20 protein-coding genes, 9 tRNA genes, 3 rRNA genes, 1 other RNA gene and 1 pseudogene are annotated in these 24,345 nt (G+C 35.6%); 30 read left to right on the top strand and 4 right to left on the bottom strand.

All coding sequences use genetic code 11. The annotated features are described in order from the left end of the window. Positions 1–192: 192 nt before the first annotated feature. Positions 193–507 carry a phasin family protein gene (locus ACWJJT_RS11030; RefSeq protein WP_462954747.1) on the bottom strand — a complete coding sequence of 105 codons (315 nt, stop codon included), beginning with the start codon at positions 505–507 and terminating at the stop codon, positions 193–195. Positions 508–688: 181 nt separating this feature from the next. Here ACWJJT_RS11030 and ACWJJT_RS11025 point away from each other — a divergent pair. The 13 genes and pseudogenes from ACWJJT_RS11025 to ACWJJT_RS10965 all read left to right on the top strand — a co-directional run bounded on the left by ACWJJT_RS11025 (position 689) and on the right by ACWJJT_RS10965 (position 8,649). Then, a tRNA-Arg gene (locus ACWJJT_RS11025) sits at positions 689–765 on the top strand. A gap of 454 nt (positions 766–1,219) precedes the next feature. Then, positions 1,220–2,629, top strand: coding sequence for a group II intron reverse transcriptase/maturase (ltrA, locus tag ACWJJT_RS11020; RefSeq protein ID WP_258280593.1), 1,410 nt, complete (start codon positions 1,220–1,222; stop codon positions 2,627–2,629). A 139-nt stretch (positions 2,630–2,768) separates the two neighbouring features. Beyond that, complete coding sequence (locus ACWJJT_RS11015; protein ID WP_462954746.1) at positions 2,769–3,209, top strand: nucleoside deaminase; 441 nt, start codon at positions 2,769–2,771, stop codon at positions 3,207–3,209. Between the two features lie 20 nt (positions 3,210–3,229). Further along, positions 3,230–3,460, top strand: coding sequence for a (2Fe-2S)-binding protein (locus tag ACWJJT_RS11010; protein ID WP_462954745.1), 231 nt, complete (start codon positions 3,230–3,232; stop codon positions 3,458–3,460). Between the two features lie 238 nt (positions 3,461–3,698). Next, entirely contained in the window at positions 3,699–4,460 is a 762-nt protein-coding gene (locus ACWJJT_RS11005; RefSeq protein WP_462954744.1) for a DeoR/GlpR family DNA-binding transcription regulator, read from the top strand. Between the two features lie 14 nt (positions 4,461–4,474). Continuing rightward, positions 4,475–5,404: a 1-phosphofructokinase gene (gene pfkB / locus ACWJJT_RS11000; RefSeq protein ID WP_462954743.1), complete on the top strand. Its 930-nt coding sequence runs from the start codon at positions 4,475–4,477 to the stop codon at positions 5,402–5,404. Positions 5,405–5,441: 37 nt separating this feature from the next. Then, positions 5,442–5,708, top strand: coding sequence for an HPr family phosphocarrier protein (locus tag ACWJJT_RS10995; protein WP_165414899.1), 267 nt, complete (start codon positions 5,442–5,444; stop codon positions 5,706–5,708). Between the two features lie 235 nt (positions 5,709–5,943). Then, positions 5,944–6,711 carry a prolipoprotein diacylglyceryl transferase gene (lgt, locus tag ACWJJT_RS10990; RefSeq protein WP_220287557.1) on the top strand — a complete coding sequence of 256 codons (768 nt, stop codon included), beginning with the start codon at positions 5,944–5,946 and terminating at the stop codon, positions 6,709–6,711. 208 nt (positions 6,712–6,919) lie between these two features. Then, a tRNA-Ser gene (locus ACWJJT_RS10985) sits at positions 6,920–7,009 on the top strand. A gap of 10 nt (positions 7,010–7,019) precedes the next feature. After that, positions 7,020–7,285, top strand: an RNA gene (gene ffs / locus ACWJJT_RS10980) — signal recognition particle sRNA large type. Between the two features lie 462 nt (positions 7,286–7,747). Then, positions 7,748–8,017 (top strand): hypothetical protein, encoded by a 270-nt coding sequence (locus ACWJJT_RS10975; protein ID WP_462954742.1) that lies wholly within the window; start codon positions 7,748–7,750, stop codon positions 8,015–8,017. A 17-nt stretch (positions 8,018–8,034) separates the two neighbouring features. Beyond that, positions 8,035–8,196, top strand: a pseudogene (locus ACWJJT_RS10970) (reverse transcriptase domain-containing protein); the annotation flags it as partial. Positions 8,197–8,235: 39 nt separating this feature from the next. After that, a complete protein-coding gene (locus ACWJJT_RS10965) occupies positions 8,236–8,649 on the top strand; it encodes a group II intron maturase-specific domain-containing protein (protein ID WP_462956768.1) in 414 nt (137 codons plus the stop codon). Between the two features lie 449 nt (positions 8,650–9,098). Here the strand turns inward: ACWJJT_RS10965 and ACWJJT_RS10960 are convergent, their stop codons facing one another. Continuing rightward, positions 9,099–10,634: a transposase gene (locus ACWJJT_RS10960; protein WP_462954445.1), complete on the bottom strand. Its 1,536-nt coding sequence runs from the start codon at positions 10,632–10,634 to the stop codon at positions 9,099–9,101. A gap of 265 nt (positions 10,635–10,899) precedes the next feature. Between ACWJJT_RS10960 and dnaX the strand changes: the two genes are divergently transcribed. The 17 genes from dnaX to ACWJJT_RS10875 all read left to right on the top strand — a co-directional run bounded on the left by dnaX (position 10,900) and on the right by ACWJJT_RS10875 (position 22,469). Then, positions 10,900–12,513, top strand: coding sequence for a DNA polymerase III subunit gamma/tau (dnaX, locus tag ACWJJT_RS10955; protein ID WP_462954741.1), 1,614 nt, complete (start codon positions 10,900–10,902; stop codon positions 12,511–12,513). Positions 12,514–12,724: 211 nt separating this feature from the next. Continuing rightward, entirely contained in the window at positions 12,725–13,063 is a 339-nt protein-coding gene (locus ACWJJT_RS10950; RefSeq protein ID WP_165414974.1) for a YbaB/EbfC family nucleoid-associated protein, read from the top strand. 42 nt (positions 13,064–13,105) lie between these two features. Further along, complete coding sequence (recR, locus tag ACWJJT_RS10945; protein WP_462954740.1) at positions 13,106–13,702, top strand: recombination mediator RecR; 597 nt, start codon at positions 13,106–13,108, stop codon at positions 13,700–13,702. Between the two features lie 60 nt (positions 13,703–13,762). Next, entirely contained in the window at positions 13,763–14,044 is a 282-nt protein-coding gene (locus ACWJJT_RS10940; RefSeq protein ID WP_216304594.1) for a DUF2508 family protein, read from the top strand. 71 nt (positions 14,045–14,115) lie between these two features. Then, on the top strand, positions 14,116–14,370 hold the full coding sequence (locus ACWJJT_RS10935) for a pro-sigmaK processing inhibitor BofA family protein (protein WP_216304595.1): 255 nt from the start codon (positions 14,116–14,118) through the stop codon (positions 14,368–14,370). Positions 14,371–15,142: 772 nt separating this feature from the next. After that, positions 15,143–16,661, top strand: a 16S ribosomal RNA gene (locus ACWJJT_RS10930). Between the two features lie 291 nt (positions 16,662–16,952). Further along, positions 16,953–19,878, top strand: a 23S ribosomal RNA gene (locus ACWJJT_RS10925). Between the two features lie 236 nt (positions 19,879–20,114). Continuing rightward, positions 20,115–20,231: ribosomal RNA gene (gene rrf / locus ACWJJT_RS10920) — 5S ribosomal RNA — on the top strand. Together the 16S, 23S and 5S rRNA genes with 7 tRNA genes alongside form the textbook arrangement of a ribosomal RNA operon. A gap of 35 nt (positions 20,232–20,266) precedes the next feature. Continuing rightward, positions 20,267–20,341 (top strand) — tRNA-Glu (locus ACWJJT_RS10915). Positions 20,342–20,348: 7 nt separating this feature from the next. Next, positions 20,349–20,432: transfer RNA gene (locus ACWJJT_RS10910), tRNA-Leu, on the top strand. 11 nt (positions 20,433–20,443) lie between these two features. Next, positions 20,444–20,517: transfer RNA gene (locus tag ACWJJT_RS10905), tRNA-Gly, on the top strand. Between the two features lie 13 nt (positions 20,518–20,530). Next, a tRNA-Arg gene (locus tag ACWJJT_RS10900) sits at positions 20,531–20,607 on the top strand. An 8-nt stretch (positions 20,608–20,615) separates the two neighbouring features. Beyond that, positions 20,616–20,690: transfer RNA gene (locus ACWJJT_RS10895), tRNA-Gln, on the top strand. Between the two features lie 4 nt (positions 20,691–20,694). Beyond that, positions 20,695–20,770 (top strand) — tRNA-Lys (locus ACWJJT_RS10890). A 10-nt stretch (positions 20,771–20,780) separates the two neighbouring features. Beyond that, a tRNA-Glu gene (locus tag ACWJJT_RS10885) sits at positions 20,781–20,855 on the top strand. Between the two features lie 141 nt (positions 20,856–20,996). After that, positions 20,997–21,689: a DNA/RNA nuclease SfsA gene (gene sfsA, locus ACWJJT_RS10880; protein WP_462954739.1), complete on the top strand. Its 693-nt coding sequence runs from the start codon at positions 20,997–20,999 to the stop codon at positions 21,687–21,689. 255 nt (positions 21,690–21,944) lie between these two features. Beyond that, positions 21,945–22,469, top strand: a complete 525-nt coding sequence (locus ACWJJT_RS10875; RefSeq protein ID WP_462954738.1) for an NAD(+) diphosphatase — start codon at positions 21,945–21,947, stop codon at positions 22,467–22,469. Between the two features lie 161 nt (positions 22,470–22,630). Here the strand turns inward: ACWJJT_RS10875 and ACWJJT_RS10870 are convergent, their stop codons facing one another. Next, positions 22,631–22,975 (bottom strand): hypothetical protein, encoded by a 345-nt coding sequence (locus tag ACWJJT_RS10870; protein WP_462954737.1) that lies wholly within the window; start codon positions 22,973–22,975, stop codon positions 22,631–22,633. 2 nt (positions 22,976–22,977) lie between these two features. Further along, a complete protein-coding gene (locus tag ACWJJT_RS10865; RefSeq protein WP_462954736.1) occupies positions 22,978–24,219 on the bottom strand; it encodes a DUF1576 domain-containing protein in 1,242 nt (413 codons plus the stop codon). Positions 24,220–24,345 lie beyond the last annotated feature (126 nt).

Here is a 24,345-nt window from a genome sequence, read left to right as displayed (position 1 = left end):
CACCAACTTCGCAGTTGTTCATCACCTGCGGTGATGAAATATTAATGATTCCAGAAGGGGATTTATACACCCGCTGAAATTTTAGCTTTATTATAGTATGGAAACCTACTTATAAAAGCAGTTAGCTTTCCATCTGAGATGTCACTTGAAAATAAAAATCCTGAAATAATAGCAGGACTTTCATTTGTGAATTTATGGCTGAAGGGTTTCTAAATTTGCTAATCTTGTATTCAAAGTTTCGATATCTTCTTTAGTTGCAAAGCTCATTTCTGAAAGGAGTAATAACATATCTTCTTTTGTCAAAGGCTTTTCTTCTTTTGTAAAAACTTTAGATTCTTCTTTTTTTCCTTTTACAGTTCTTTTTAGTTCTTCAGATAAATTTTTACCCTCTTCTAAGGTTAATTTACCCTTTTGTACAAAATCATCTATTAGATTTGTAGCTTTTTCATAAGTATATGCTGCAGATCCTAGTCCAGCGAGAAAAAAATTTTTAATATCATTATTCAATTAGAACACCTCCAGTTAATAGTATATACTATACAGTATATACTATTAACTGTATTAAAATTCTAATAATAAATAAAGACTATAAGAATTTTAATAATTCATATAAATTTGTGTTTTAATTTATCTATAGGTTGACATACTTATAAAAGTGTAATATTATGGTTAGGTAGAAATAAAATATGCACCCGTAGCTCAGCTGGATAGAGCGTCCCCCTCCTAAGGGGAAGGTCGGAGGTTCGACTCCTCTCGTGTGCACCAAAAACTAGTAAAGTAATACTTTGCTAGTTTTTTTATTGTGCGCCCGGCATGGGCGCAATCTAATGGGTGAAAGTCCCTAGCACGGGTTAATAGTGCCAAGTGCATAGCTTAAGACAAGGGTGTCCATCGTGAGATGGAATCTGAAGGAAGTTGGCGGCCAAACTCCGGTCTGACGAACAGAAACTACATATAAGGCATATGCTTGTGGGTAAGTTTGCAATACAAAACGAAGCCCAAAACTATTCGAAACAAGTGGTGTAAATGTAGCAGATAGATGGAGTGAAAGATTGCGTTCTTACCCGGGGAGATCTGATAGGTAAGTTGTGGATATGAATTTAGAAATAACAACCCATACAGTGATGTATGGCTGAACTATCAGAAGTCAGCAGACGTCATAGTACCATGCAAAACGCGTTAGCGTGGGAAGGACTGAACAATAGGAGGTTTTGGAATTTTGAAGGATACGAGAAAATATGATAAAAGCAGACAACTTCATAAAGAAGGCTCTCTACGAGAGAATAGAGTGGAACTCGAAGGTAATGTAGAAGTGCATAGTATTTCCTCTATGTCAGAAGAAGGAAGAAACGATGTGAATGAATATGATAATGGTTTACTCGAGCAGATATTATCGAGAGATAATATGAATAAAGCATATAAAAGAGTAAAAGCCAATAAAGGAAGTCATGGGATTGATGGTTTGACAGTAGATGAACTTCTACATTATCTAAAAGAGCATGGACAAGAATTAAGGCAATCATTATTAGAAAGTAGATATAGACCTCTAGCCGTAAGAAGGGTAGAAATACCAAAACCTGACGGTGGAATTAGGCTACTTGGAATACCTACTGTATTAGATAGAGTTATTCAGCAAGCGATATCACAAACTCTAATACCAGTATATGAAAAGAAATTTTCTGATAATAGTTACGGTTTTAGACCTTTAAGAAGTGGAAAACAAGCTGTTGAAAAATGTAGGGGATATATTAATGCTGGACATACATGGACGGTGAATATAGACCTTTCTAAATACTTTGATACGATAAATCATGATAAATTAATAAGGATACTATCGGAAGATATTAAAGATAGTAGAGTAATTTCTCTGATACGAAAGTATCTACAAAGTGGAGTGATGATAAATGGGGTATTTATGAATACAGAAGAAGGAGCACCTCAAGGCGGGCCTTTGTCCCCATTATTAAGTAACGTAATGTTACATGAACTCGATGTAGAACTAACAAAACGAGGACTAAACTTTTGTAGATATGCTGATGATGCGAATATATACGTCAAAAGTGAGAAATCAGCAAATAGAGTAATGAAGAGTATTACGAGATTTATTGAGGAAAAGTTAAAGCTTAGAGTGAATAAAGAAAAGAGTACAGTAGATAGACCTTGGAAACTTAAATTTTTAGGATTTTCATTTTACCGGGCAAAAGGTGAATACAGAATGAGAGTTCCTCAAAAACCTATAATCAAATTCAAAGCAAAGCTAAAAGAATTAACTTCAAGAAGTAATGCGATGAGCATGAAATATAGGTTTATGAAACTTAAGCAAGTGATAGTTGGATGGATAAATTATTTTGCTATTGCAGACATTAAAAGTATTCTTAAAACACTTGATGAATGGTTAAGGCGAAGAATTAGAATGTGTTTTTGGAAACAATGGAAAAAGATTAAAACAAAATATGGGAACCTTGTTAAATTAGGAATACCAAACAATAAAGCTTTGCAATATGCAAATACAAGGAAAGGCTATTGGAGAACATCCAATAGCCCTATATTAAACAAAACATTGACCAATAAATACCTTAAAAATATAGGATTAGTTTCTATATCTGAGACATATTTATTAAAACATTAATTTCTATTGAACCGCCGTGTACCGAACGGTATGCACGGTGGTGTGAGAGGTCGCTAAATAAATTAATTATTTAGCTCCTACTCGATTACCGCGAAATAAAAATTATTAAAAGTAATTATTTATATAATAAAGGGGTATAATGAAAAAACATTTTATTAATGAATCATTAAAAGAAGCCAAAAGATCATTATTACTAGGGGAAGTACCTGTAGGTGCAGTTATAGTTAAAGACAATGTAATAATTGCTAGGGCGCACAACCTCAGAGAAACGCTTCAAGATGCTACGGCCCATGCAGAAGTTTTAGCTATAAAAAAAGCCTGTGATGTAATAGGAAGTTGGAGATTAACTGGATGTGATATGTATGTAACGTTAGAACCATGCCCTATGTGTGCAGGTGCTATATTACAGTCTAGGATAAGCAAATTATATATAGGCATCTTTGATCCTAGCGTAGGGGCTTGTGGGTCAGTTATAAATGTTCTTCAAAATGATGATTTAAATCACTGGACAGAAATAAATTGGTTATACACCGAGGAATGTGGTAATTTATTGACTGATTTTTTTAAAGATAAAAGATAGTGTAAAAGGAGGAAAACATCATGGAACAGAGTATAAACAATGAAATAATGGATAAAATTACAAAAACATGTTTATGTAAGGCAATACCGAGGTCTACAATAAAAAAAGCTATACAAAATGGTGCAAGAACTGTAGAGGAAGTTCAAAAAGCTACAGGGGCGGGAACAGGCGGATGCAATGGGCATAGATGTACTCCTAAAATTGAGGAGATACTAAAACAAGAATTAGAGAAAGAACAAAATAACGCATAATAGGCCAAAAACTATATAGCTCGATATAATGAAAGCGAAGCCAAAGGGTTTCGTTTTTGTTTTTGAAGGATATTTTTATTCATAGTCTAGAATTATAAAATTTAAATTTAAAATAGTTTATATATCTTGACAACGTTATCAAATTATATTAAAATGAACACAAGCGAAAGCAAATGAAACAAATACGAATACAAACGTACATTGTTATCCCAAATATGATAAAAGGAAGATTGAAATTATGTTTGCTGAAGAAAGAAAATCAAAAATATTAGATAGTTTAAATAAGTATGGAAAAGTAAAAGTATGCGATTTATCGCAGCTATATGAAGTGTCAGAAGTTACAATTAGACGTGATCTTCAAGAATTGGAAGAAGATGAACTTATAAAAAGAGTACATGGGGGGGCTATACTAAACTGCAATACTAAATTTGAACCCACTTTTTCAGAAAAAGTAGATAAGTTTTATGATGAAAAAGAATCTGTTGGAAAGATTGCTGCATCAATGATAGTAGATGGAGATACAATAGCAATAGATGCAGGGACGACTACTCTTAGTATTGCTAAGTATATAACAGCTAAAGATATAACGGTTTTAACAAATTCTGTAGATGTAGCCTATGAACTTTCTAAAAAGCGAGATGTAGAGGTGATTGTTACTGGAGGTACATTGCGATGGGAAACGAGAGCTATGGTAGGACCAGTATCAAATTATACACTTAAAAATTTCAGAGTAGATAAAGCATTTATGGGGTCTAATGGTGTATGCATTATTAATGGGCTAACTACTCCCAATATTATTGAAGCGAGCACAAAACGAGAAATGATAAAAATTGCAAAGCAAACTATATTATTATGTGACCATACTAAATTTGGTACAGTTTATTTTGCCAAAATCGTTGATTTAGATAGTGTTGATATAATAATAACGGATAATCAATTAGATAATGAATTATTAGAAAAGTTTGAAGAAAAAGGTGTACAAATTATGACAGCAAAATAAATGGCGGTGAAAAAATGATAATAACAGTGACTCTAAACCCAGCAATAGACAAAACTATTGAAATAGATGAATTTAAAATTGGTAGTGTTAATAGAATTGTGTCTACAAGAATTGATGCTGGAGGTAAAGGTATCAATGTATCTAAAGTTATTAAGGAATTACAACATAAAAGCTTAGCTTTAGGTTTTTTAGGTGGAAACAGTGGAAATCAAATAAAAGATTATTTAGATGATTTAAATATTAAAAATGAATTTTTATCTGTTAAAGGTGAAACTAGGACTAATTTAAAGATTTTTGATAAGATTAATAATACACATACAGATATAAACGAAAGTGGTCCTAGTTTAGTAGAAGAAGATATTACTAATGTAAAACAGAAAATCGTGGGATATTGCCAGGGAAATACTCTAGTAGTTCTTTCAGGTAGCGTTCCAAGTGGAGTGCGCGGTGATATATACGGTGAAATAATTAAAGATATAAAAAGCAAGGGTGGCAAGGTTATATTGGACGCAGATGGCGATGTGTTAATGCAGGGAATTAAAGCTGGTCCATATATGGTAAAGCCAAATATTGATGAACTTGAAAAAGCTTTTGGTGTCAGCATTAATAGCGAAGATGAAATTATTGAAACTGCTAAAAAAATATTAGAGTATGGAGTAAAATATGTAGTGATCTCGAAAGGCTCAGAAGGATCTATATTCATAAGTCGTGATAAAGTTGCAAAAGTAAATGGTTTAAAGGTAGAAGTTAAAAGTACAGTAGGGGCTGGAGATTCTATGGTCGCAGCAATGGCTGTAGCAATTGAGAATAATTATAGCTTTGAAGAAACTATAAAGCTAGCATGTGCAACAAGTACAGCTAATGTAATGACTGAGGGAACACAAACAGGAAGATTTGCTGACATAGAGAAACTAAAAAAGCAAATAACTATAAATTACCTATAAAAATAATCAAAATAAGAATTATAAAGGGGATGTTTTTATGTACGAAGTTGAAATTGTGTTGATGAACGAGCAAGGGTTGCATGCTAGACCAGCGAGCATTGTTGCTAAAAAAGCATCAAAGTTTACTTCACATATAACTTTAATTAAGGATGAAGAAAAGTATAATGCAAAAAGTATAATAAATATATTAAGCATGGCAGCTACAAAAGGCGATAAACTCAAAATTGTTGCTAATGGAGACGATGAAGTTAAGGCTGTAGAGGAATTAAGAATAGTTATTGAAAAAGAAATTATAAACCTTTAATAAAAGTGTAGATAAAGTAAAAGTGAAATGTTTCCTATGATTTCTAGTATTGAAAAATTAAGAGGAGCAAAGGGTATTTTAAATATTTATCTTTACTTTTTTATCATAGTCATACACAATTGTTATGAGACTTATATAGAGAGTCAAGTTCAATTTAAAACTTGATTTTTTATTATCTGTATTAGTGGTTTTATGAACAAATGACGAAATATTAATATAAAAGGAGAGGTTACTTATGGAACCAATAGCTTTTAATATATTTGGACTCACAATTAGATGGTACGGTATTCTTATTTCGATAGGAATGATGGTTGGAATTATATTGGCAAATTACACTTGTAAGTTAAAAGATGTTGATTATGATGAATTTCTAAATATTGTACTAATATCTTTCCCAATAGCGATTATTGGAGCTAGAGCTTATTATGTGATTTTTGAATTTAATCAATATAAAGATAATTTAATAGAAGTGTTCAATACACGTCAAGGTGGGCTTGCTATCCATGGCGGGATTATATTTGGTATGATAGCAGCGTTAATATATACAAGATATAAAAAAGAGAATCTTTTAGAATTTGTAGATGTAGCAGCACCATCTATAATTATTGCACAGGCTATAGGCAGATGGGGGAATTTCTTTAATAGTGAAGCTCATGGTGGGCCGGTTACTCAAGGCTTTATAAGCAAATTCCCGGATTTTATACAAAATGGAATGTTAATAGAAGGAGTTTATTATCACCCAACGTTTCTTTATGAATCAGTATGGAATGTTATGGTAGGTTTATTGCTGATTTATTTATTAACAAAAACACTTAAGAGAGGAACGGTGTTTTTTAGCTATATAGGATTATATTCCTTAGGAAGATTCTTTATAGAAGGATTAAGAACTGATAGTTTAATGTTTGGAGATCTAAGGGTAGCACAGCTAATAAGCTTAGTAGGAATTGCTTTATGGGTTATATTTCTTGCTATAAACTGTAAGAGAAGGGATTCATGCCACTAATTTATAATAATCATTATAAATTATACAAATAATTATTTAAATATGTATATATATAAGTAGATTGAGAAATATAAGATAATACAATATTAATGATTAGAAAAAAATTCGAAAAATATTTTAGCAATTAACTATTGAAATTACTATTTATTAATAGTATAATTATTTATGTTGCACTACTTATGTGTATACAAAGATTAAAACAATTTATGGAGAGATGTCCGAGTGGCTTAAGGAGCATGCCTGGAAAGCGTGTGTAGGGGCGACTCTACCGAGGGTTCGAATCCCTCTTTTTCCACCAGTTTATATTTCCGTACTAGCCGGGGAGTTAGCGGTGCCCTGTAACCTGCAATCCGCTACAGCAGGGGTGAATTCCTCGCATAGGTTATAAAATGTGTGGTCTGCCCTATATAAGTGGTGTTGAGAACTTGGTCCCACGCAATGGAAATTCATGAACCCCGTGAGATCCGGAAGGAAGCAGCGGTAAGTGAAACCTTCCATGTGCCGTGGAGCAACCTGGTTTGAGCTAACTGTATAGGTAACGCGCATAGTTTATATATCGAAGCGAGGTGTACGGTTTACATAAAAAATATAAGATGCCTATAAAGGCATCTTTTTTATTGTGCGCCCGGCATGGGCGCAATCTAATGGGTGAAAGTCCCTAGCACGGGTTAATAGTGCCAAGTGTATAGCTTAAGACAAGGGTGTCCATCGTGAGATGGAATCTGAAGGAAGTTGGCGGCCAAACTCCGGTCTGACGAACAGAAACTACATATAAGGCATATGCTTGTGGGTAAGTTTGCAATACAAAACGAAGCCCAAAACTATTCGAAACAAGTGGTGTAAATGTAGCAGATAGATGGAGTGAAAGATTGCGTTCTTACCCGGGGAGATCTGATAGGTAAGTTGTGGATATGAATTTAGAAATAACAACCCATACAGTGATGTATGGCTGAACTATCAGAAGTCAGCAGACGTCATAGTACCATGCAAAACGCGTTAGCGTGGGAAGGACTGAACAATAGGAGGTTTTGGAATTTTGAAGGATACGAGAAAATATGATAAAAGCAGACAACTTCATAAAGAAGGCTCTCTACGAGAGAATAGAGTGGAACTCGAAGGTAATGTAGAAGTGCATAGTATTTCCTCTATGTCAGAAGAAGGAAGAAACGATGTGAATGAATATGATAATGGTTTACTCGAGCAGATATTATCGAGAGATAATATGAATAAAGCATATAAAAGAGTAAAAGCCAATAAAGGAAGTCATGGGATTGATGGTTTGACAGTAGATGAACTTCTACATTAGAACTAACAAAACGAGGACTAAACTTTTGTAGATATGCTGATGATGCGAATATATACGTCAAAAGTGAGAAATCAGCAAATAGAGTAATGAAGAGTATTACGAGATTTATTGAGGAAAAGTTAAAGCTTAGAGTGAATAAAGAAAAGAGTACAGTAGATAGACCTTGGAAACTTAAATTTTTAGGATTTTCATTTTACCGGGCAAAAGGTGAATACAGAATGAGAGTTCCTCAAAAACCTATAATCAAATTCAAAGCAAAGCTAAAAGAATTAACTTCAAGAAGTAATGCGATGAGCATGAAATATAGGTTTATGAAACTTAAGCAAGTGATAGTTGGATGGATAAATTATTTTGCTATTGCAGACATTAAAAGTATTCTTAAAACACTTGATGAATGGTTAAGGCGAAGAATTAGAATGTGTTTTTGGAAACAATGGAAAAAGATTAAAACAAAATATGGGAACCTTGTTAAATTAGGAATACCAAACAATAAAGCTTTGCAATATGCAAATACAAGGAAAGGCTATTGGAGAACATCCAATAGCCCTATATTAAACAAAACATTGACCAATAAATACCTTAAAAATATAGGATTAGTTTCTATATCTGATACATATTTATTAAAACATTAATTTCTATTGAACCGCCGTGTACCGAACGGTATGCACGGTGGTGTGAGAGGTCGCTAAATAAATTAATTATTTGGCTCCTGCTCGATTGTTTGAGAATTATAAATAAAATTTAAATTAATTGTTAAATATAAATTAGTCATGTGGAATATGATTTTATTTTTTATATAAATATAAACTAATATTTTGATTTAAATGATATAATTATTTAAATAAGAGAATATGGGATTTTAATAGTTAAGTTTACAAATCAATAAGGATTTGCGATAAAAACAAATACCATACTAGTATAGTCGGAAAACAATAATTAACAATTTCCATATTTAAGTATTAAAAGTGCTTATTTGAATGAAAAGTTATATTTGAATTAATTACGGGCATGACAAAAAGACTTTTTTATACACTATTAAAAAAAGCCGTAGGCTGGTTATTGAATTGAAATTTATTTTAAATTACGCAGCTATATTTTTAAGAGTTGGGAAAATATCAGCAAGGGCTATTAATTTTTCTGATGCCCAAGCATCTATGAAACAGCAAAATGCACCAAGAAATACCCTTGTTATTCTATACCCAACAGAATAAATAATTGCATCTTCAGCATGAAAATTATTATTTATTCTATCCCAACACCTTTCAGTAGTTGAACGTCTTTTATAAAGAGATTTCCATTGTTTTGAACCTCTTAATATTGGAGTAAAATACCTTGGGTTATCTAATGTTTTAGTGTAATAAGATTTATTGCTTTTCATAGGACATTTTTCACAGTTTTCACATTGAACTGGGAATAACCATTTATGTCTATATTGTTTAGTAATAATTCCCCAATTACGAAGCTGATGTCCACAAACAGTTCCGTGTGGAATAGCATTCTTATCAAGTTTAACAAATTCACTATTTGATGATGGTTTTGAAGAACGTGAATTTAAATCAATAATAGGATTTATTCCATAATGCATGCATAAAAGATAAAAAGCATTAGCATCATAAGCAGAATCTAAGGCTACAGAATGAAATTTAATTTCAGGATATAAATCTACAAGTTCTTTAAGTGCATAAACTCCAGTAACAGCATCATGGCGTGCCGCGCTAACAAATTTAATATGGATAGGTAGGCTGTAAAAGCTATCACAGGCAGTAAATCCATGATAGGTATGACCATAGTAATAATGTTCATTAAAGCTATCCCAACCCCAGCTAGCACTGGGGTCGGTAAACTTTCGATAACAGTCACAATGTTCTCCTGGTTTAAGTTTGCAATCACAAACTTTTTTACCGTAAGGCGAAGCCTGTGTTGGCATACAGGTTCCGTCGCCAGCAATATTTAGTTTAGAAGGATCGCCCAAAATACCCATTGATAAAGAAGGAATAACAAATAATTCTTTAAGTATGTTGTTCATTTTGGATTCGCTTCTGTCAAGGAGCTTTAAATTATCAAATTTTAAGATTCTTTTAACTAAACGGTCAACTACACCAGATTTGGAGTTATTCATCTTTTGGTTTTTCTTTTGCTTTTTACGTGGTTTACGTTTAATTTTACGCAGTTTGGATTTATTAAGGATCTTATCCTTATGAATCAGCCTATCCATAAAATCATAAAAAGTACCTACACCAGGAAGTCGGTCAACATGTATGCCTTCGGCTTTAGAGTCTGAATAGCAAGCGGGTATAAAACCAGATAAAATTGAATAGAAAGGGTCTGAACGTAATGTTTTTACCCAAGAGGATATACTAGTTTCTTTACAATAAGCCATGATAATAAGTGACCTGAGTAATGCTGCCGCATCTTTTGGCGGAGCTCCTTGATTAGATTTAGAATAAGTACTTTCTATTAGAGGGACAATTCCGGTTAGGTCGGTAGACCATATTTTAGTTATTTGTGAACTACGCTCAAACAAAGTGATTTGTTGATTGGTTTGAATATAGAATTTTTCTAAAAATGTTTCAAGAAAATATTGATATTGGGAATGAGAAACCTTAACAGTTAACATAAAAACACTCCTCGCAAATGAAATAATGTAAAAAATATACATATTTAATTTTGCGAATTTTTACTAGCTGTCAAGTCTTATTTCACAATGTTTAAGTAAAAAAAATAAAAAATAATACGAATAGCTTAAATTTTCTAGGTTATTCGTACAATATGAGGCACCACGAATTTTTGAGGTGAAGTTGATTTTTGAGCAAAATGAATCAAGAGTTAGCAGTGCCTTAAGAGTTTCCGAGAGTGCACCATACTTAAAAGAGGTGAAATTTGTGGCGTATAAAGCTTTATATAGAGAATGGAGACCAAAAACTTTTCAAGATGTAGTAGGTCAGGAGCATGTGACTATAACTTTAAAAAATCAAATAAATAGCGAGAGAATAGCTCACGCATATCTTTTATGTGGCACAAGAGGAACGGGAAAAACTTCAACAGCTAAGATATTAGCTAAAGCGGTTAATTGCTTAAATTCGGATCGTGGAGAGCCTTGCAATGAATGTGAAATGTGTAAGAAGATAAATGCCGGAACGGCGATAGATGTTACTGAACTAGACGCAGCATCACATAATGGAGTAGATAATATTCGCGATATAATTGAAGATGTTCAGTATCCACCACAGGAAGCTAGGTATAAAGTTTATATTATAGATGAGGTTCATATGTTATCCATAGGGGCAGTTAATGCATTCTTAAAGACATTAGAGGAGCCGCCGAGCCACATAATATTTATATTAGCCACAACTGATCCTCAAAAATTACCAATAACAATACTATCAAGATGCCAGAGATTTGACTTTAAAAGAATAAAAAGTGCAGATATATTTGAAAGACTTCGAAAAATTGTTGAGCAGCAAGGCATTTTTGTGGACGATAATAGTTTGAAATTAATATCAAGAATTTCTGATGGAGCAATGAGAGACGCCCTAAGCGTTCTAGACCAAGCCATATCAATGAATGACGGCAGGGTAGAATATGATAATGTTATAGATATGCTAGGACTCGTAACGTCTGAGAGTCTTATAAAACTTTCGGAAAGTGTAATAGATAGAAATATTGAAGGGGCAATAAAGGTCATAAATGAAATAGTTATTATTGGTAAGGATATATATGTATTTATAAAAGATATGACCACCCATATGAGAAATCTTTTGATGGCTAAAGTAAGTGAAAATGTAGAGGATATTTTAGATATGTCCAGTGAAAATATAGATATTTTAAAAAGGCAAGCTGCTAAAATCAGAGTAGAAGAGATTATGAGAAATATAAAGATACTTCAAGATGCGCAGGAACAAGCTAAATGGAGTAAACAAAATAGGATTTATTTAGAACTTGCAGTTATTAAAATGTGCAAAATAGAGTATGACACATCAAAAGAAGTACTATTATCTAGAATAAACAAATTAGAGGAAATAATTAAACAAGGAAAAATAACTGTAGCATGTGAAAGTGTTACTACTAGAGTTTCCGAAAAGAGTACTCCTTTAAAAGATAAAGCAAATAAAAAAGCAGAAATAAGTCCAGTACAAAAGCATAATGCTAACTCTAATTTAACTGTAGACATGGTAAAAAAATCTTTTAAGGATATTTTAGATATGTTTAAAGCACGAAGACATATGGTTATATATGCGTCTCTAATGACAGGAGAAATTGTGTCATGTGATGGAGGGGTAATAGAACTAGGTTACGAAAAGCAATATGCCTTTAATAAAATTAGATTAGAGAAAGAGGAAAATAGAAATTTAATAGAAGAAATATTTTCTGAATCACTAAAAGAACCGGTAAAAATAAAATATACTATAGAATCTGATGAAATACAGGCGAGATCACCTGAGGATATACTAAAAGAAACATTTGGAGAAGATCTTGTGGAAGTACTAGATGAATAAGTCTAGGATACTAGAATAAATGCATATTATTAATAAAAAATATTTATTTATTTAATGGAAATTATTATAGGTATTAGTATATAATAATATAGAAAGTTATAATGGATTAGCAATATGTTTCCTTTTAGATTAAATTTTAGTGGTTACAAATCTAGAGGAGATAAATATTATAATATTAACTTGAATAACCAATATATAGGAGGTAACTATTATGGCAAAAGGTGGATTTCCAGGTATGGGTGGAAATATGAATAGTTTAATGAAGCAAGCTCAAAAATTTCAAAAACAAATGGAAGATATGCAAAAAGACTTAGGAGACAAGAAATTTGAATCATCTGTTGGTGGTGGAGCGGTAACCGCAATAGCTAACGGAAAGAGACAACTTGTTGAAGTGAAGATAAAACCAGAAGTAGTAGATCCAGATGATATTGAAATGCTAGAAGATTTAATTATGAGTGCTTGTAATGAAGCTCTAAAGAAAGCAGAAGATGAATCAAGTAATGAAATGGGTAAATTAACAGGTGGAATGAACATGCCAGGAATGTTCTAATAAACAGTAGCTTAAAAACTACGTTGTTATGAGGTGACTAGATTGGATTTATATCCAGTAGCAATAGAAAGACTTATAGAAGAATTTGCCAAACTGCCTGGTATAGGGCGAAAAACAGCTCAGAGGCTGGCTTTATTTGTTCTAAATCTTCCAAAGGAAGAAGTAGAGGAGTTTGCTCATGCACTGGTAGAAGCTAGAGGTACCGTAAAATACTGTTCTATATGCGGAAGTTTTACAGATACAAACCCTTGCGCAATTTGTTCTAACCCTAATAGGGATAAGAGCACCATATGTGTAGTTGAAGATCCAAAAGATATTATGACTATGGAAAAAGTAAGGGAATTTAATGGGGTTTATCATGTTCTTCATGGGACAATATCGCCTATGTCAGGAAGAGGCCCTGAAGATATAAAATTAAGAGAACTGATAAGAAGGATTAATGGAGAAGTTAGCGAAGTAATAGTTGCAACGAATCCCAACATAGAGGGGGAAGCTACAGCTATGTATATATCTAAAATATTAAAACCTTTAGGCGCAAAAGTCACAAGGATTGCACATGGTATCCCTGTTGGTGGAGATTTAGAATATATAGATGAAGTAACCCTTTCTAAAGCTTTAGAAGGAAGAAAAGAAATATAGAATATTACTCCTGTTTTATGTCAAGAATTTAGTGAAGATATAAAATGGGAGGTTTTTATTATGAATAGAAAAAAAATAATAGAAATATTATTTTCAACTTTAAAATATACACAGGAACAAAAGGATATTATTATCCAATTAGAAGAAGCCAAACTTGAGTGGGAAACTGCAAAAAAATACTTTCAAGTGGCAGATGACCCTAGACTTGTAGACTATGCAATTTATAGAGAAGATCAATCTAAAGCTAGATACATATATTTTTTATTGGAAGCTAGAAGAAAAGGTGTAACTATTGATGCTAGCTACATGATCGAGGAGATTGGTGCTAGCATGAAGAGATAAAAAAAATTTAAAGTAAGTTAGAAACATAATAAAAAAAGGGAAATTAAAGATTTACATAGGGGGATTGAGATATGGATATAGCATTATATTTTTTAATTGGTATAGTGGGGATGTTAATTGTAGTCAAGCTCTTTTCTTGGCCACTAAAAATACTGGTTAAATTAATATTGAATTGTGTTTTTGGTGTCTTACTATTGCTGCTTGCTAATTTTCTAGGCAAGTATGTAGGTATAGTAATTCCAATAAATGCTGTAACGGCACTAATTGCAGGATTTTTAGGAGTACCAGGAGTAATATTTTTAATAATTTTTAGAATGTTAATGTGATGTTACCGTAGTAGTGGTGGTTTATATAAATAAGAAATAACAAATAGAGTAATATCTCTTATAAGGGGTATTACTCTATTTGTTATTTGTTAATAAATTATAAAATTAGGGTAAGGTTAATTTTATAATAGTGCAGCTCCGCAGGCGATAATTTAATCTTTTATAAATAAAAGACTTTATAATGGTATATTTATAGCCCGTTAAGGAGAACATTTAATATATGTGATAATTGTTGAAATTATTGTATGAGATATTTAATTATTAAATACTAGTAAGTATTATTAAAATAACTATCCTGGTGTATCAATATAAGATATATAGAGAAAAAGTTTAAAAATTCAAGAATGCGAAACTTGGTTTATTTTAATTGCTTTAAATTTAATTTTATAGAGAATATTCTATGATAAGATATTCCTTGTCGCTATGAGTGAGTAACGATAAAGGTGAAAATTGATAAGTTAACATTTGAATATTACTTTAAAAATACATTTTTATAATAATGAAAAAATGTTGACAAAACAAGAAATACCTAGTACAATAGTAGAGGTCGTCACATAATGACGAAACAAATTGGTCTTTGAAAATTAAACAGAGAAATAGGTAAAGATAGCGAAATAATATTTCGTTAAACCAGTTAATTACTTTAGTATAAAGTAAAATTTAGTCGTAAGACTAAAAGTATGTAATGAGCTTGCGAATCAACTTAATTGTTGATTAAACGACTTAACAGTTGTCGCAGATTAATCATTTCAACTAATAAAGTGTAAACTTTTAAATTGAGAGTTTGATCCTGGCTCAGGACGAACGCTGGCGGCGTGCCTAACACATGCAAGTCGAGCGATGAAACCTTTCGGGGTGGATTAGCGGCGGACGGGTGAGTAACACGTGGGTAACCTGCCTCAAAGAGGGGAATAGCCTCCCGAAAGGGAGATTAATACCGCATAATATGTTTTGGTCGCATGATCGAAACATCAAAGGATTTTTCTTTTAGAAAATTCCACTTTGAGATGGACCCGCGGCGCATTAGCTAGTTGGTGAGGTAACGGCTCACCAAGGCGACGATGCGTAGCCGACCTGAGAGGGTGATCGGCCACATTGGAACTGAGACACGGTCCAGACTCCTACGGGAGGCAGCAGTGGGGAATATTGCGCAATGGGGGAAACCCTGACGCAGCAACGCCGCGTGAATGATGAAGGCCTTCGGGTTGTAAAGTTCTGTCTTCTGGGACGATAATGACGGTACCAGAGGAGGAAGCCACGGCTAACTACGTGCCAGCAGCCGCGGTAATACGTAGGTGGCAAGCGTTGTCCGGATTTACTGGGCGTAAAGGATGCGTAGGCGGACATTTAAGTCAGATGTGAAATACCCGAGCTTAACTTGGGTGCTGCATTTGAAACTGGGTGTCTAGAGTGCAGGAGAGGTAAGTGGAATTCCTAGTGTAGCGGTGAAATGCGTAGAGATTAGGAAGAACACCAGTGGCGAAGGCGACTTACTGGACTGTAACTGACGCTGAGGCATGAAAGCGTGGGGAGCAAACAGGATTAGATACCCTGGTAGTCCACGCCGTAAACGATGAATACTAGGTGTCGGGGGTCGAACCTCGGTGCCGCCGTTAACACATTAAGTATTCCGCCTGGGGAGTACGATCGCAAGATTAAAACTCAAAGGAATTGACGGGGGCCCGCACAAGCAGCGGAGCATGTGGTTTAATTCGAAGCAACGCGAAGAACCTTACCTAGACTTGACATCCCCTGCATAACCCAGAGATGGGCGAAGTCCTTCGGGACAGGGTGACAGGTGGTGCATGGTTGTCGTCAGCTCGTGTCGTGAGATGTTGGGTTAAGTCCCGCAACGAGCGCAACCCTTATCATTAGTTGCTACCATTAAGTTGAGCACTCTAGTGAGACTGCCCGGGTTAACCGGGAGGAAGGTGGGGATGACGTCAAATCATCATGCCCCTTATGTCTAGGGCTACACACGTGCTACAATGGTGAGTACAAAGAGATGCAAGACCGCAAGGTGGAGCCAAACTCAAAAACTCATCCCAGTTCGGATTGTAGGCTGCAACTCGCCTACATGAAGCCGGAGTTGCTAGTAATCGCGAATCAGCATGTCGCGGTGAATACGTTCCCGGGCCTTGTACACACCGCCCGTCACACCATGAGAGTTGGTAACACCCGAAGTCCGTGAGGTAACCGTAAGGAGCCAGCGGCCGAAGGTGGGATTGATGATTGGGGTGAAGTCGTAACAAGGTAGCCGTAGGAGAACCTGCGGCTGGATCACCTCCTTTCTAGGGAGTAGATGTATTGACTTCGGTCGATGCAATAGAAGAATATTAATTTGTTCTTCAAAAATATCTATTGTAATTAATCGTACCTAGTTCTCTGTTTAATTTTGAGAGACTAATTTTATCTAACTCTTAGGAGTTAGATAATGAATAGTTTTTCTAAAATGTTCTTTGAAAATTGCACAGTGAAAAAAGTTGTTTTAAAAAAATTAAAGCTACGCGAGTAGTTTATAAATTGATTTAATACAATTTCGCAAAATTAATATAATCGTCTATGTAAATAGACAGAATCAAGGTCAAGCTACAAAGGGCGCATGGCGAATGCCTTGGCACTAGGAGCCGAAGAAGGACGCGTTAAGCTGCGATAAGCTTTGGGTAGGCGCAAATAGCCTGTGATCCAAAGATTTCCGAATGGGGGAACCCACATAGTAACAACTATGTACTGCATACTGAATAAATAGGTATGCAGAGGTAGACCCGGGGAACTGAAACATCTAAGTACCCGGAGGAAGAGAAAGAAATATCGATTTCCTAAGTAGCGGCGAGCGAAAGGGAAAGAGCCCAAACCCAGGTCTTTGACCTGGGGGTTGAGGATAGATCATAAATACTGCAATTCCTTAATTGAAGATAGCTGGAAAGCTGCTCCGCAGAAGGTAATAGGCCTGTAAATGAAAAGGAAAAACAGTCAGATCTAATCCAGAGTACCACGAGACACGTGAAACCTTGTGGGAAGCTGGGAGGACCACCTCCCAAGGCTAAATACTACCTAGTGACCGATAGTGAAGAAGTACCGTGAGGGAAAGGTGAAAAGAACCCCGGAAGGGGAGTGAAATAGAACCTGAAACCGTGTGCCTACAACCGGTCGAAGCACTTTATATGTGTGACGGCGTGCTTTTTGTAGAACGAGCCAACGAGTTACGATATGTAGCAAGGTTAAGTACTTAAGGTACGGAGCCGAAGGGAAACCAAGTCTGAATAGGGCGCATAGTTGCATGTCGTAGACCCGAAACCGGGTGACCTATCCATGGCCAGGATGAAGCGGAAGTAAAATTCCGTGGAGGTCCGAACCACGTTGGTGTTGAAAAACCATGGGATGAGCTGTGGATAGCGGAGAAATTCCAATCGAACTCGGAGATAGCTGGTTCTCCTCGAAATAGCTTTAGGGCTAGCGTCGATTAATTGAGTAATGGAGGTAGAGCACTGAATGGGCTAGGGGCTGACAACAGTTACTGAACCCTATCAAACTCCGAATGCCATATACTTTTATTTCGGCAGTCAGACTGCGAATGATAAGATCCGTAGTCAAAAGGGAAACAGCCCAGACCATCAGCTAAGGTCCCAAAGTGTAAGTTAAGTGGAAAAGGATGTGGGATTTCTAAGACAACTAGGATGTTGGCTCAGAAGCAGCCACTCATTTAAAGAGTGCGTAATAGCTCACTAGTCAAGAGATCCTGCGCCGAAGATGTCCGGGGCTAAAACTTACCACCGAAGCTATGGGTGTACACAATTGTGTACGCGGTAGAGGAGCTTTCTGTACTGGCTGAAGTCATACCGTAAGGAGTGGTGGACGGTACAGAAGTGAGAATGTTGGCATGAGTAGCGAGAGTTAAGTGAGAATCTTAACGGTCGAAAACCTAAGGTTTCCTGAGGAAGGCTCGTCCTCTCAGGGTTAGTCGGGACCTAAGCCGAGGCCGAAAGGCGTAGGTGATGGACAATCGGTTGATATTCCGATACCACCAATGGACGTTATTAGAAATGGGATGACGCAGGAGGATAAGATGTGCACACTATTGGATGTGTGTCTAAGCATTTAGGCGGAGCAAGCAGGCAAATCCGTTTGCTCTTAACGCTGAGATGTGATGGGGAAGGGAATTTATTCCCGAAGTATCTGATTCCACGCTGCCAAGAAAAGTCTCTATCGAGGATATTGGTGCCCGTACCGCAAACCGACACAGGTAGGTGAGGAGAGAATCCTAAGACCATCGGAAGAATTGTTGTTAAGGAACTCGGCAAATTGACCCCGTAACTTCGGGAGAAGGGGTGCCTACGAAAGTAGGTCGCAGAGAATAGGCCCAAGCAACTGTTTAGCAAAAACACAGGTCTCTGCTAAAGCGAAAGCTGATGTATAGGGGCTGACGCCTGCCCGGTGCTGGAAGGTTAAGGGGATTAGTTAGCGCAAGCGAGGCTATGAACTTAAGCCCCAGTAAACGGCGGCCGTAACTATAACGGTCCTAAGGTAGCGAAATTCCTTGTCGGGTAAGTTCCGACCCGCACGAATGGCGTAATGATTTGGGCACTGTCTCAACAACACATCCGGCGAAATTGTAGTGCAAGTGAAGATGCTTGCTACCCGCGATTGGACGGAAAGACCCCGTAGAGCTTTACTGTAGCTTAGCATTGAATTTCGGTATTGTCTGTACAGGATAGGTGGGAGACTGAGAAACATGGGCGTCAGCCTGTGTGGAGTCATCCTTGGGATACCACCCTGACAGTACTGAGGTTCTAACTGGAGGCCATGAATCTGGTCACAGGACATTGTTAGGTGGGCAGTTTGACTGGGGCGGTCGCCTCCAAAAAAGTAACGGAGGCGCCCAAAGGTTCCCTCAGCGCGGTTGGAAATCGCGCGAAGAGTGCAAAGGCAGAAGGGAGCCTGACTGCGACACTTACAAGTGGAGCAGGGACGAAAGTCGGGCTTAGTGATCCGGTGGTACCTCGTGGGAGGGCCATCGCTCAACGGATAAAAGCTACCTCGGGGATAACAGGCTGATCTCCCCCAAGAGTCCACATCGACGGGGAGGTTTGGCACCTCGATGTCGGCTCGTCGCATCCTGGGGCTGAAGTAGGTCCCAAGGGTTGGGCTGTTCGCCCATTAAAGCGGCACGCGAGCTGGGTTCAGAACGTCGTGAGACAGTTCGGTCCCTATCCGTCGCGGGCGTAGGAAATTTGAAGGGAGCTGTCCTTAGTACGAGAGGACCGGGATGGACAAACCTCTGGTGCACCAGTTGTCACGCCAGTGGCATCGCTGGGTAGCTATGTTTGGAAGGGATAAACGCTGAAAGCATCTAAGCGTGAAGCCCACCCTGAGATGAGATTTCCCATAACTCGCACGTAAGTGCGATGTTAGTAAGACTCCTGGAAGACCACCAGGTTGATAGGTTAGAGGTGTAAGCATGGTAACATGTTCAGCTGACTAATACTAATAAGTCGAGGGCTTGACCTAAATATATAATTAAAAGTAATGCGATATACTTCTTCCGCAGGAACCATTTCTTTCGTAAGAAAGAAACTAAGCTTCTGACAAAGGAAGAAGATTAATTCACTGTGCAATTTTGAGAGAATACTTTTCTGTAAAGAAAGTGAAATTTCTCTATATAGAGATAATAATGAGAATATATTTTATATCTAATATCCGTAGTCAACGACGGTAGATTCTCAATTATTGTTTCTAAAAATAAATCTGGTGATTATGGCATGAAGGTAACACCCGTTCCCATACCGAACACGAAGGTTAAGCTTCAATGCGCCGATGGTACTGCAGGGGTGACCTTGTGGAAGAGTAGGTTGTCGCCAGGTCAATACTAAAATAAGAATATTTCAGTATTTTATAAGGCTCCTTGGTCAAGCGGTTAAGACACCACCCTTTCACGGTGGTAACAGGGGTTCAATTCCCCTAGGAGTCACCATATGTATGCAGGTGTGGCGGAATGGCAGACGCACTAGACTTAGGATCTAGCGCTTTACGGCATGGGGGTTCAAGTCCCTTCACCTGCACCATGTTTATATAAGCGGGTATAACTCAATGGTAGAGTGTTAGCCTTCCAAGCTAATTACGAGGGTTCGATTCCCTCTACCCGCTCCATTTTATTTAATATGCGTCTTTAGCTCAGTTGGATAGAGCAACGCCCTTCTAAGGCGTGGGCCAGGGGTTCGAATCCCTTAAGACGCACCATACAATATTGGGGTATCGCCAAGCGGTAAGGCACCACACTTTGACTGTGGCATCCGTAGGTTCAAATCCTGCTATCCCAGCCATTATGGTTTACTAGCTCAGTTGGTAGAGCACATGACTTTTAATCATGGTGTCCGGGGTTCGATTCCCCGGTAAGCCACCAAATTTTATAAGGCTCCTTGGTCAAGCGGTTAAGACACCACCCTTTCACGGTGGTAACAGGGGTTCAATTCCCCTAGGAGTCACCATAAAAAAGTTCTTGCAAAAGCAAGGGCTTTTTTATGGCGTTATATAATAATCAATATTTTTACATAAAATAATATTATGATTGTGGATAATGTTGATTATTTTTATTTATTAGTGTATATTTAAAAAATGGAGATGAAATTATGTTTATAAATAATAGGGTTTTTGTTGCTGAATTTATAAGAAGACCAAATAGATTTCAAGCGTATGTAAATCTTAATGGCGAAGAAATAATAGTACATGTTCCTAATACGGGAAGATGTAAGGAAATACTAATTCCAGGCTCCACAGTTCTATTAAGAGAAGAGCTTAATCCTACTAGAAAAACATTATACGATCTAATTTCAGGGTATAAAGATAATAAGATCATTAATATAGATTCACAAATGCCTAATAAAGTTGTTGAAGAGGCATTAAAAGACAAAAAAATACAAAATCTGGTTAAATATAATATAATACAAAGAGAAAAGACTTTTGGAAATAGTAGATTTGATTTTAAACTATCTAATGACATGGATGAAGAATATTATCTCGAGGTAAAAGGGGTTACATTTGAAATAGATGGTAAAACTAAGTTTCCAGATGCACCTACAGAGAGAGGCAGAAAACACTTATTAGAGCTTATAGAGGCTAAAAAAAGAGGATTTGGAGCTGGAGTACTATTTCTTATTCAAATGAGCAATATAAAAAAATTCTCTCCATATGATGATATGGATGTAGCGTTTGGAGAAGCATTAAGATTAGCATGCAAAAATGGTGTTGATATTTTTGCTTACGAATGTGAAGTTGGTGAAAAGTTTATAACTTTAAGTAGTCCCGTTGAAGTTAGTTTATAACCTTAACGAAATTATAGAAGGAAAGTCTCCATCTTCTATAAGAGAGGGTTACGGACTAAACAAAGAAAAACTTCAGAGAATATAAATATTCTTATGAAGTCGCTGATATTGATGCACCGCAGGCGATAATTTAGTGTAGCTTAGAAGATAATGATTTAAGAAATGTGATGACATTTGTTTTAAAGTAAGCAATAATTGAATTAGAATGTTAAAGAACATGTTGGTTAAGAACATGGAAATTGAGGAGGTAAAAGTTTGAAATTTATATATTGCCCAATTTGTGGAAAAGAATTAATAGAGAAAGATAGCTGGGATGAAGGGTCAGTTCCATATTGCCCTGTGGATGATATTATGTATTTCGACACACCAAAGCCATGTGTGGTAGTTGCAGTTGTCAAGGGTAAAGAAATTTTACTTCTTAAACAAAACTACACTTTTAAGAATTCAAAGGTATTAGTATCAGGATATGTAAATACTGGAGAATCTGTTGAGGAAACTGTTCATAGAGAAGTTAAAGAGGAGACTGGAATAATAGTTGGAGAGGTAAAATATTTGGGGAGTGATTATTTAGCTTCTAAAGAAATTATAATGTTAACTTTTATGGCTAAGTATGTTGAAGGTGAAATAAATAAGTCTCCTGAAGTTGATTGGGCTGAGTGGGAAAAAATAGATGATGCCATATGTGAAATGAGTGAAGACGAAATAGGGAAAAGGGTTGTAAGAAAATTGCTGAAGGAAATTGAATATAAGGGAGAAGAGGCGTATAGATGTGATATATAGGCCAACTACTGCCATATCAAATAGAAAGAGTGAATTTCATAAAATAATTTAAAATCCACTGTGAAAGGTTAACGATATTTCAGAAGACTCAAAATTAATAAATGTTTAATCTTCTGAAATTGTTAAATGCAAAGTAATATAACCTAGCTATTTAAAGTTATTTATGGAATCCTAGTTAAAAGTATCTCTAGATACTCGCCATCTACATAATTTATGTTAGATTCATCAATCATCATACCTACAAGGGTAAGTTCTGTACATGTATCACTATCCCCTGTAAGATTCCAATAGTATTCTTCCATTTCATGACATCTTGGTGCAGTTAGTGATTCTTCTAAAAGCTCAAGATTTTCTTTGGATATAAATGAAAGTTGTGCTCTTATAAATATGATTATTTTTTTATTTTCTTTACTTATATCAATGCGAACATTATCTGAACCATGTTTATAACAATAACCCATTAATTCGGTTACTATTTTAATATTTCGTTGATCTGTATGTTTCAATATTAATCAACCTCCTTTCTAAAGGCAGTAATAATTGGAATAAGGATTATACATACTATTCCTCCTGAAAAACCGTTATTGTATAGATTTAAGCCACCATGAAGATAGCTAATATTCATAGACAAGCAAATGTGTAAAAATCCGGCAATAGCACCATAAACCCATCCAAATTGACCTGAAATAGGAGCTAATGTTGAACTAAATAAGATGCCTAATAGCATTCCAGGTGAACTGAATTGCCAAATATTTAATAGAGATGCAAGTGTTGCGCCTATCATAACAGGAAATACATTTCGTAGGTGCTTTCCAAATGATCCAAAACCAACAATGGTTAATATTCCACCTATAGTAGGACCATTTAAATCCCCTCCAATTATGAGTACGTAAATAGTTGAATATACGCCTAGAATACCCATGTTTATCATAGTAAGTCCACGTCCAAATAAAAGATAATAATCACTTACTAGTCTACCAGGTTGTTTATAAAGTTTAAATAAGTTTTTAAAACTTTTATCATTATGTATGAATCCAACTATTATCATTAGTATGAATAAGGAAATTAATATTATAGAAAAAAATAAATTATTTCCTGTAGACCAAAGTAACCGACTTTCAAAGTTTATACCAAAAGCTCTTAATAAAGACATGACCAAGGTTGCAAGAAGGCCAGCTGCGAAACCTATATTATAAAGATTATAACCTTGGTGAAGCTTTAGACAATAAGCTGCCATTGGAGGGAAAATAAAGCCGATAAAAGTGCTTATTAATATTCCTATTATTATATTTCCTAGAAAGGGTAAATGACCTAAAAATGATAATTGATTAACGGTAGGAGATAAAGTTGTTCCAAATAGTGCTATTAAAACATAATTTATAAACTTTTCTTTTTGATATCTAGAATATAACCAAACCCCAAATATTATTGGCCAGATGTTTACAATGCTTTTTCCAAAAAGAGAGAAGCCTGCCATTGTAAATAGTGCGGCTACAGTGGAACCATTTGGTTTTATTCCTACATATACAAGTATGAATATAGAGGCTAAAACTACTAAAGACATATTAAAAAAGGTAGCGCCAATGCCTGCAAGTTCTACATAATCTGTAATTAGTATATTAGATTCAAAAAGTATTTTTTTAAAACCTATGAAAATTTCCGTTGGGGTGTCCATAAAAAATGCTAAAATCATGAAAAATAAAGATAAGCAAATAAACATATAATAGGTAGAATGAACTTTTATTCGCATCAAAGACCTCCTTAATTTATAAACGTAAACCCTATGTAATTATTTTATAGTAAAGGCAAAAGAATTACTAGTACAAATAAAATAATATAAGTATTAAGGGTAGAATTAAATCCCCATTATAAGTAT

It is taken from the genome of Clostridium sp. CM041 (genome assembly GCF_055081035.1).
This window is presented reverse-complemented; position numbering and strand designations above follow the sequence as displayed.

Excerpts from the sequence above, each read along its gene's own strand:
- ACWJJT_RS10995 (WP_165414899.1), top strand. The coding sequence starts at position 5,442 with ATGTACGAAGTTGAAATTGTGTTGATGAACGAGCAAGGGTTGCATGCT.
- ACWJJT_RS11015 (WP_462954746.1), top strand. The coding sequence starts at position 2,769 with ATGAAAAAACATTTTATTAATGAATCATTAAAAGAAGCCAAAAGATCA.
- lgt (WP_220287557.1), top strand. The coding sequence starts at position 5,944 with ATGGAACCAATAGCTTTTAATATATTTGGACTCACAATTAGATGGTAC.
- ACWJJT_RS11005 (WP_462954744.1), top strand. The coding sequence starts at position 3,699 with ATGTTTGCTGAAGAAAGAAAATCAAAAATATTAGATAGTTTAAATAAG.
- ACWJJT_RS10865 (WP_462954736.1), bottom strand. The coding sequence starts at position 24,219 with ATGCGAATAAAAGTTCATTCTACCTATTATATGTTTATTTGCTTATCT.
- ACWJJT_RS10935 (WP_216304595.1), top strand. The coding sequence starts at position 14,116 with ATGGATATAGCATTATATTTTTTAATTGGTATAGTGGGGATGTTAATT.
- sfsA (WP_462954739.1), top strand. The coding sequence starts at position 20,997 with ATGTTTATAAATAATAGGGTTTTTGTTGCTGAATTTATAAGAAGACCA.
- ACWJJT_RS10950 (WP_165414974.1), top strand. The coding sequence starts at position 12,725 with ATGGCAAAAGGTGGATTTCCAGGTATGGGTGGAAATATGAATAGTTTA.
- ACWJJT_RS10960 (WP_462954445.1), bottom strand. The coding sequence starts at position 10,634 with ATGTTAACTGTTAAGGTTTCTCATTCCCAATATCAATATTTTCTTGAA.
- ACWJJT_RS10965 (WP_462956768.1), top strand. The coding sequence starts at position 8,236 with ATGAGAGTTCCTCAAAAACCTATAATCAAATTCAAAGCAAAGCTAAAA.
- ACWJJT_RS11010 (WP_462954745.1), top strand. The coding sequence starts at position 3,230 with ATGGAACAGAGTATAAACAATGAAATAATGGATAAAATTACAAAAACA.
- pfkB (WP_462954743.1), top strand. The coding sequence starts at position 4,475 with ATGATAATAACAGTGACTCTAAACCCAGCAATAGACAAAACTATTGAA.
- ACWJJT_RS10940 (WP_216304594.1), top strand. The coding sequence starts at position 13,763 with ATGAATAGAAAAAAAATAATAGAAATATTATTTTCAACTTTAAAATAT.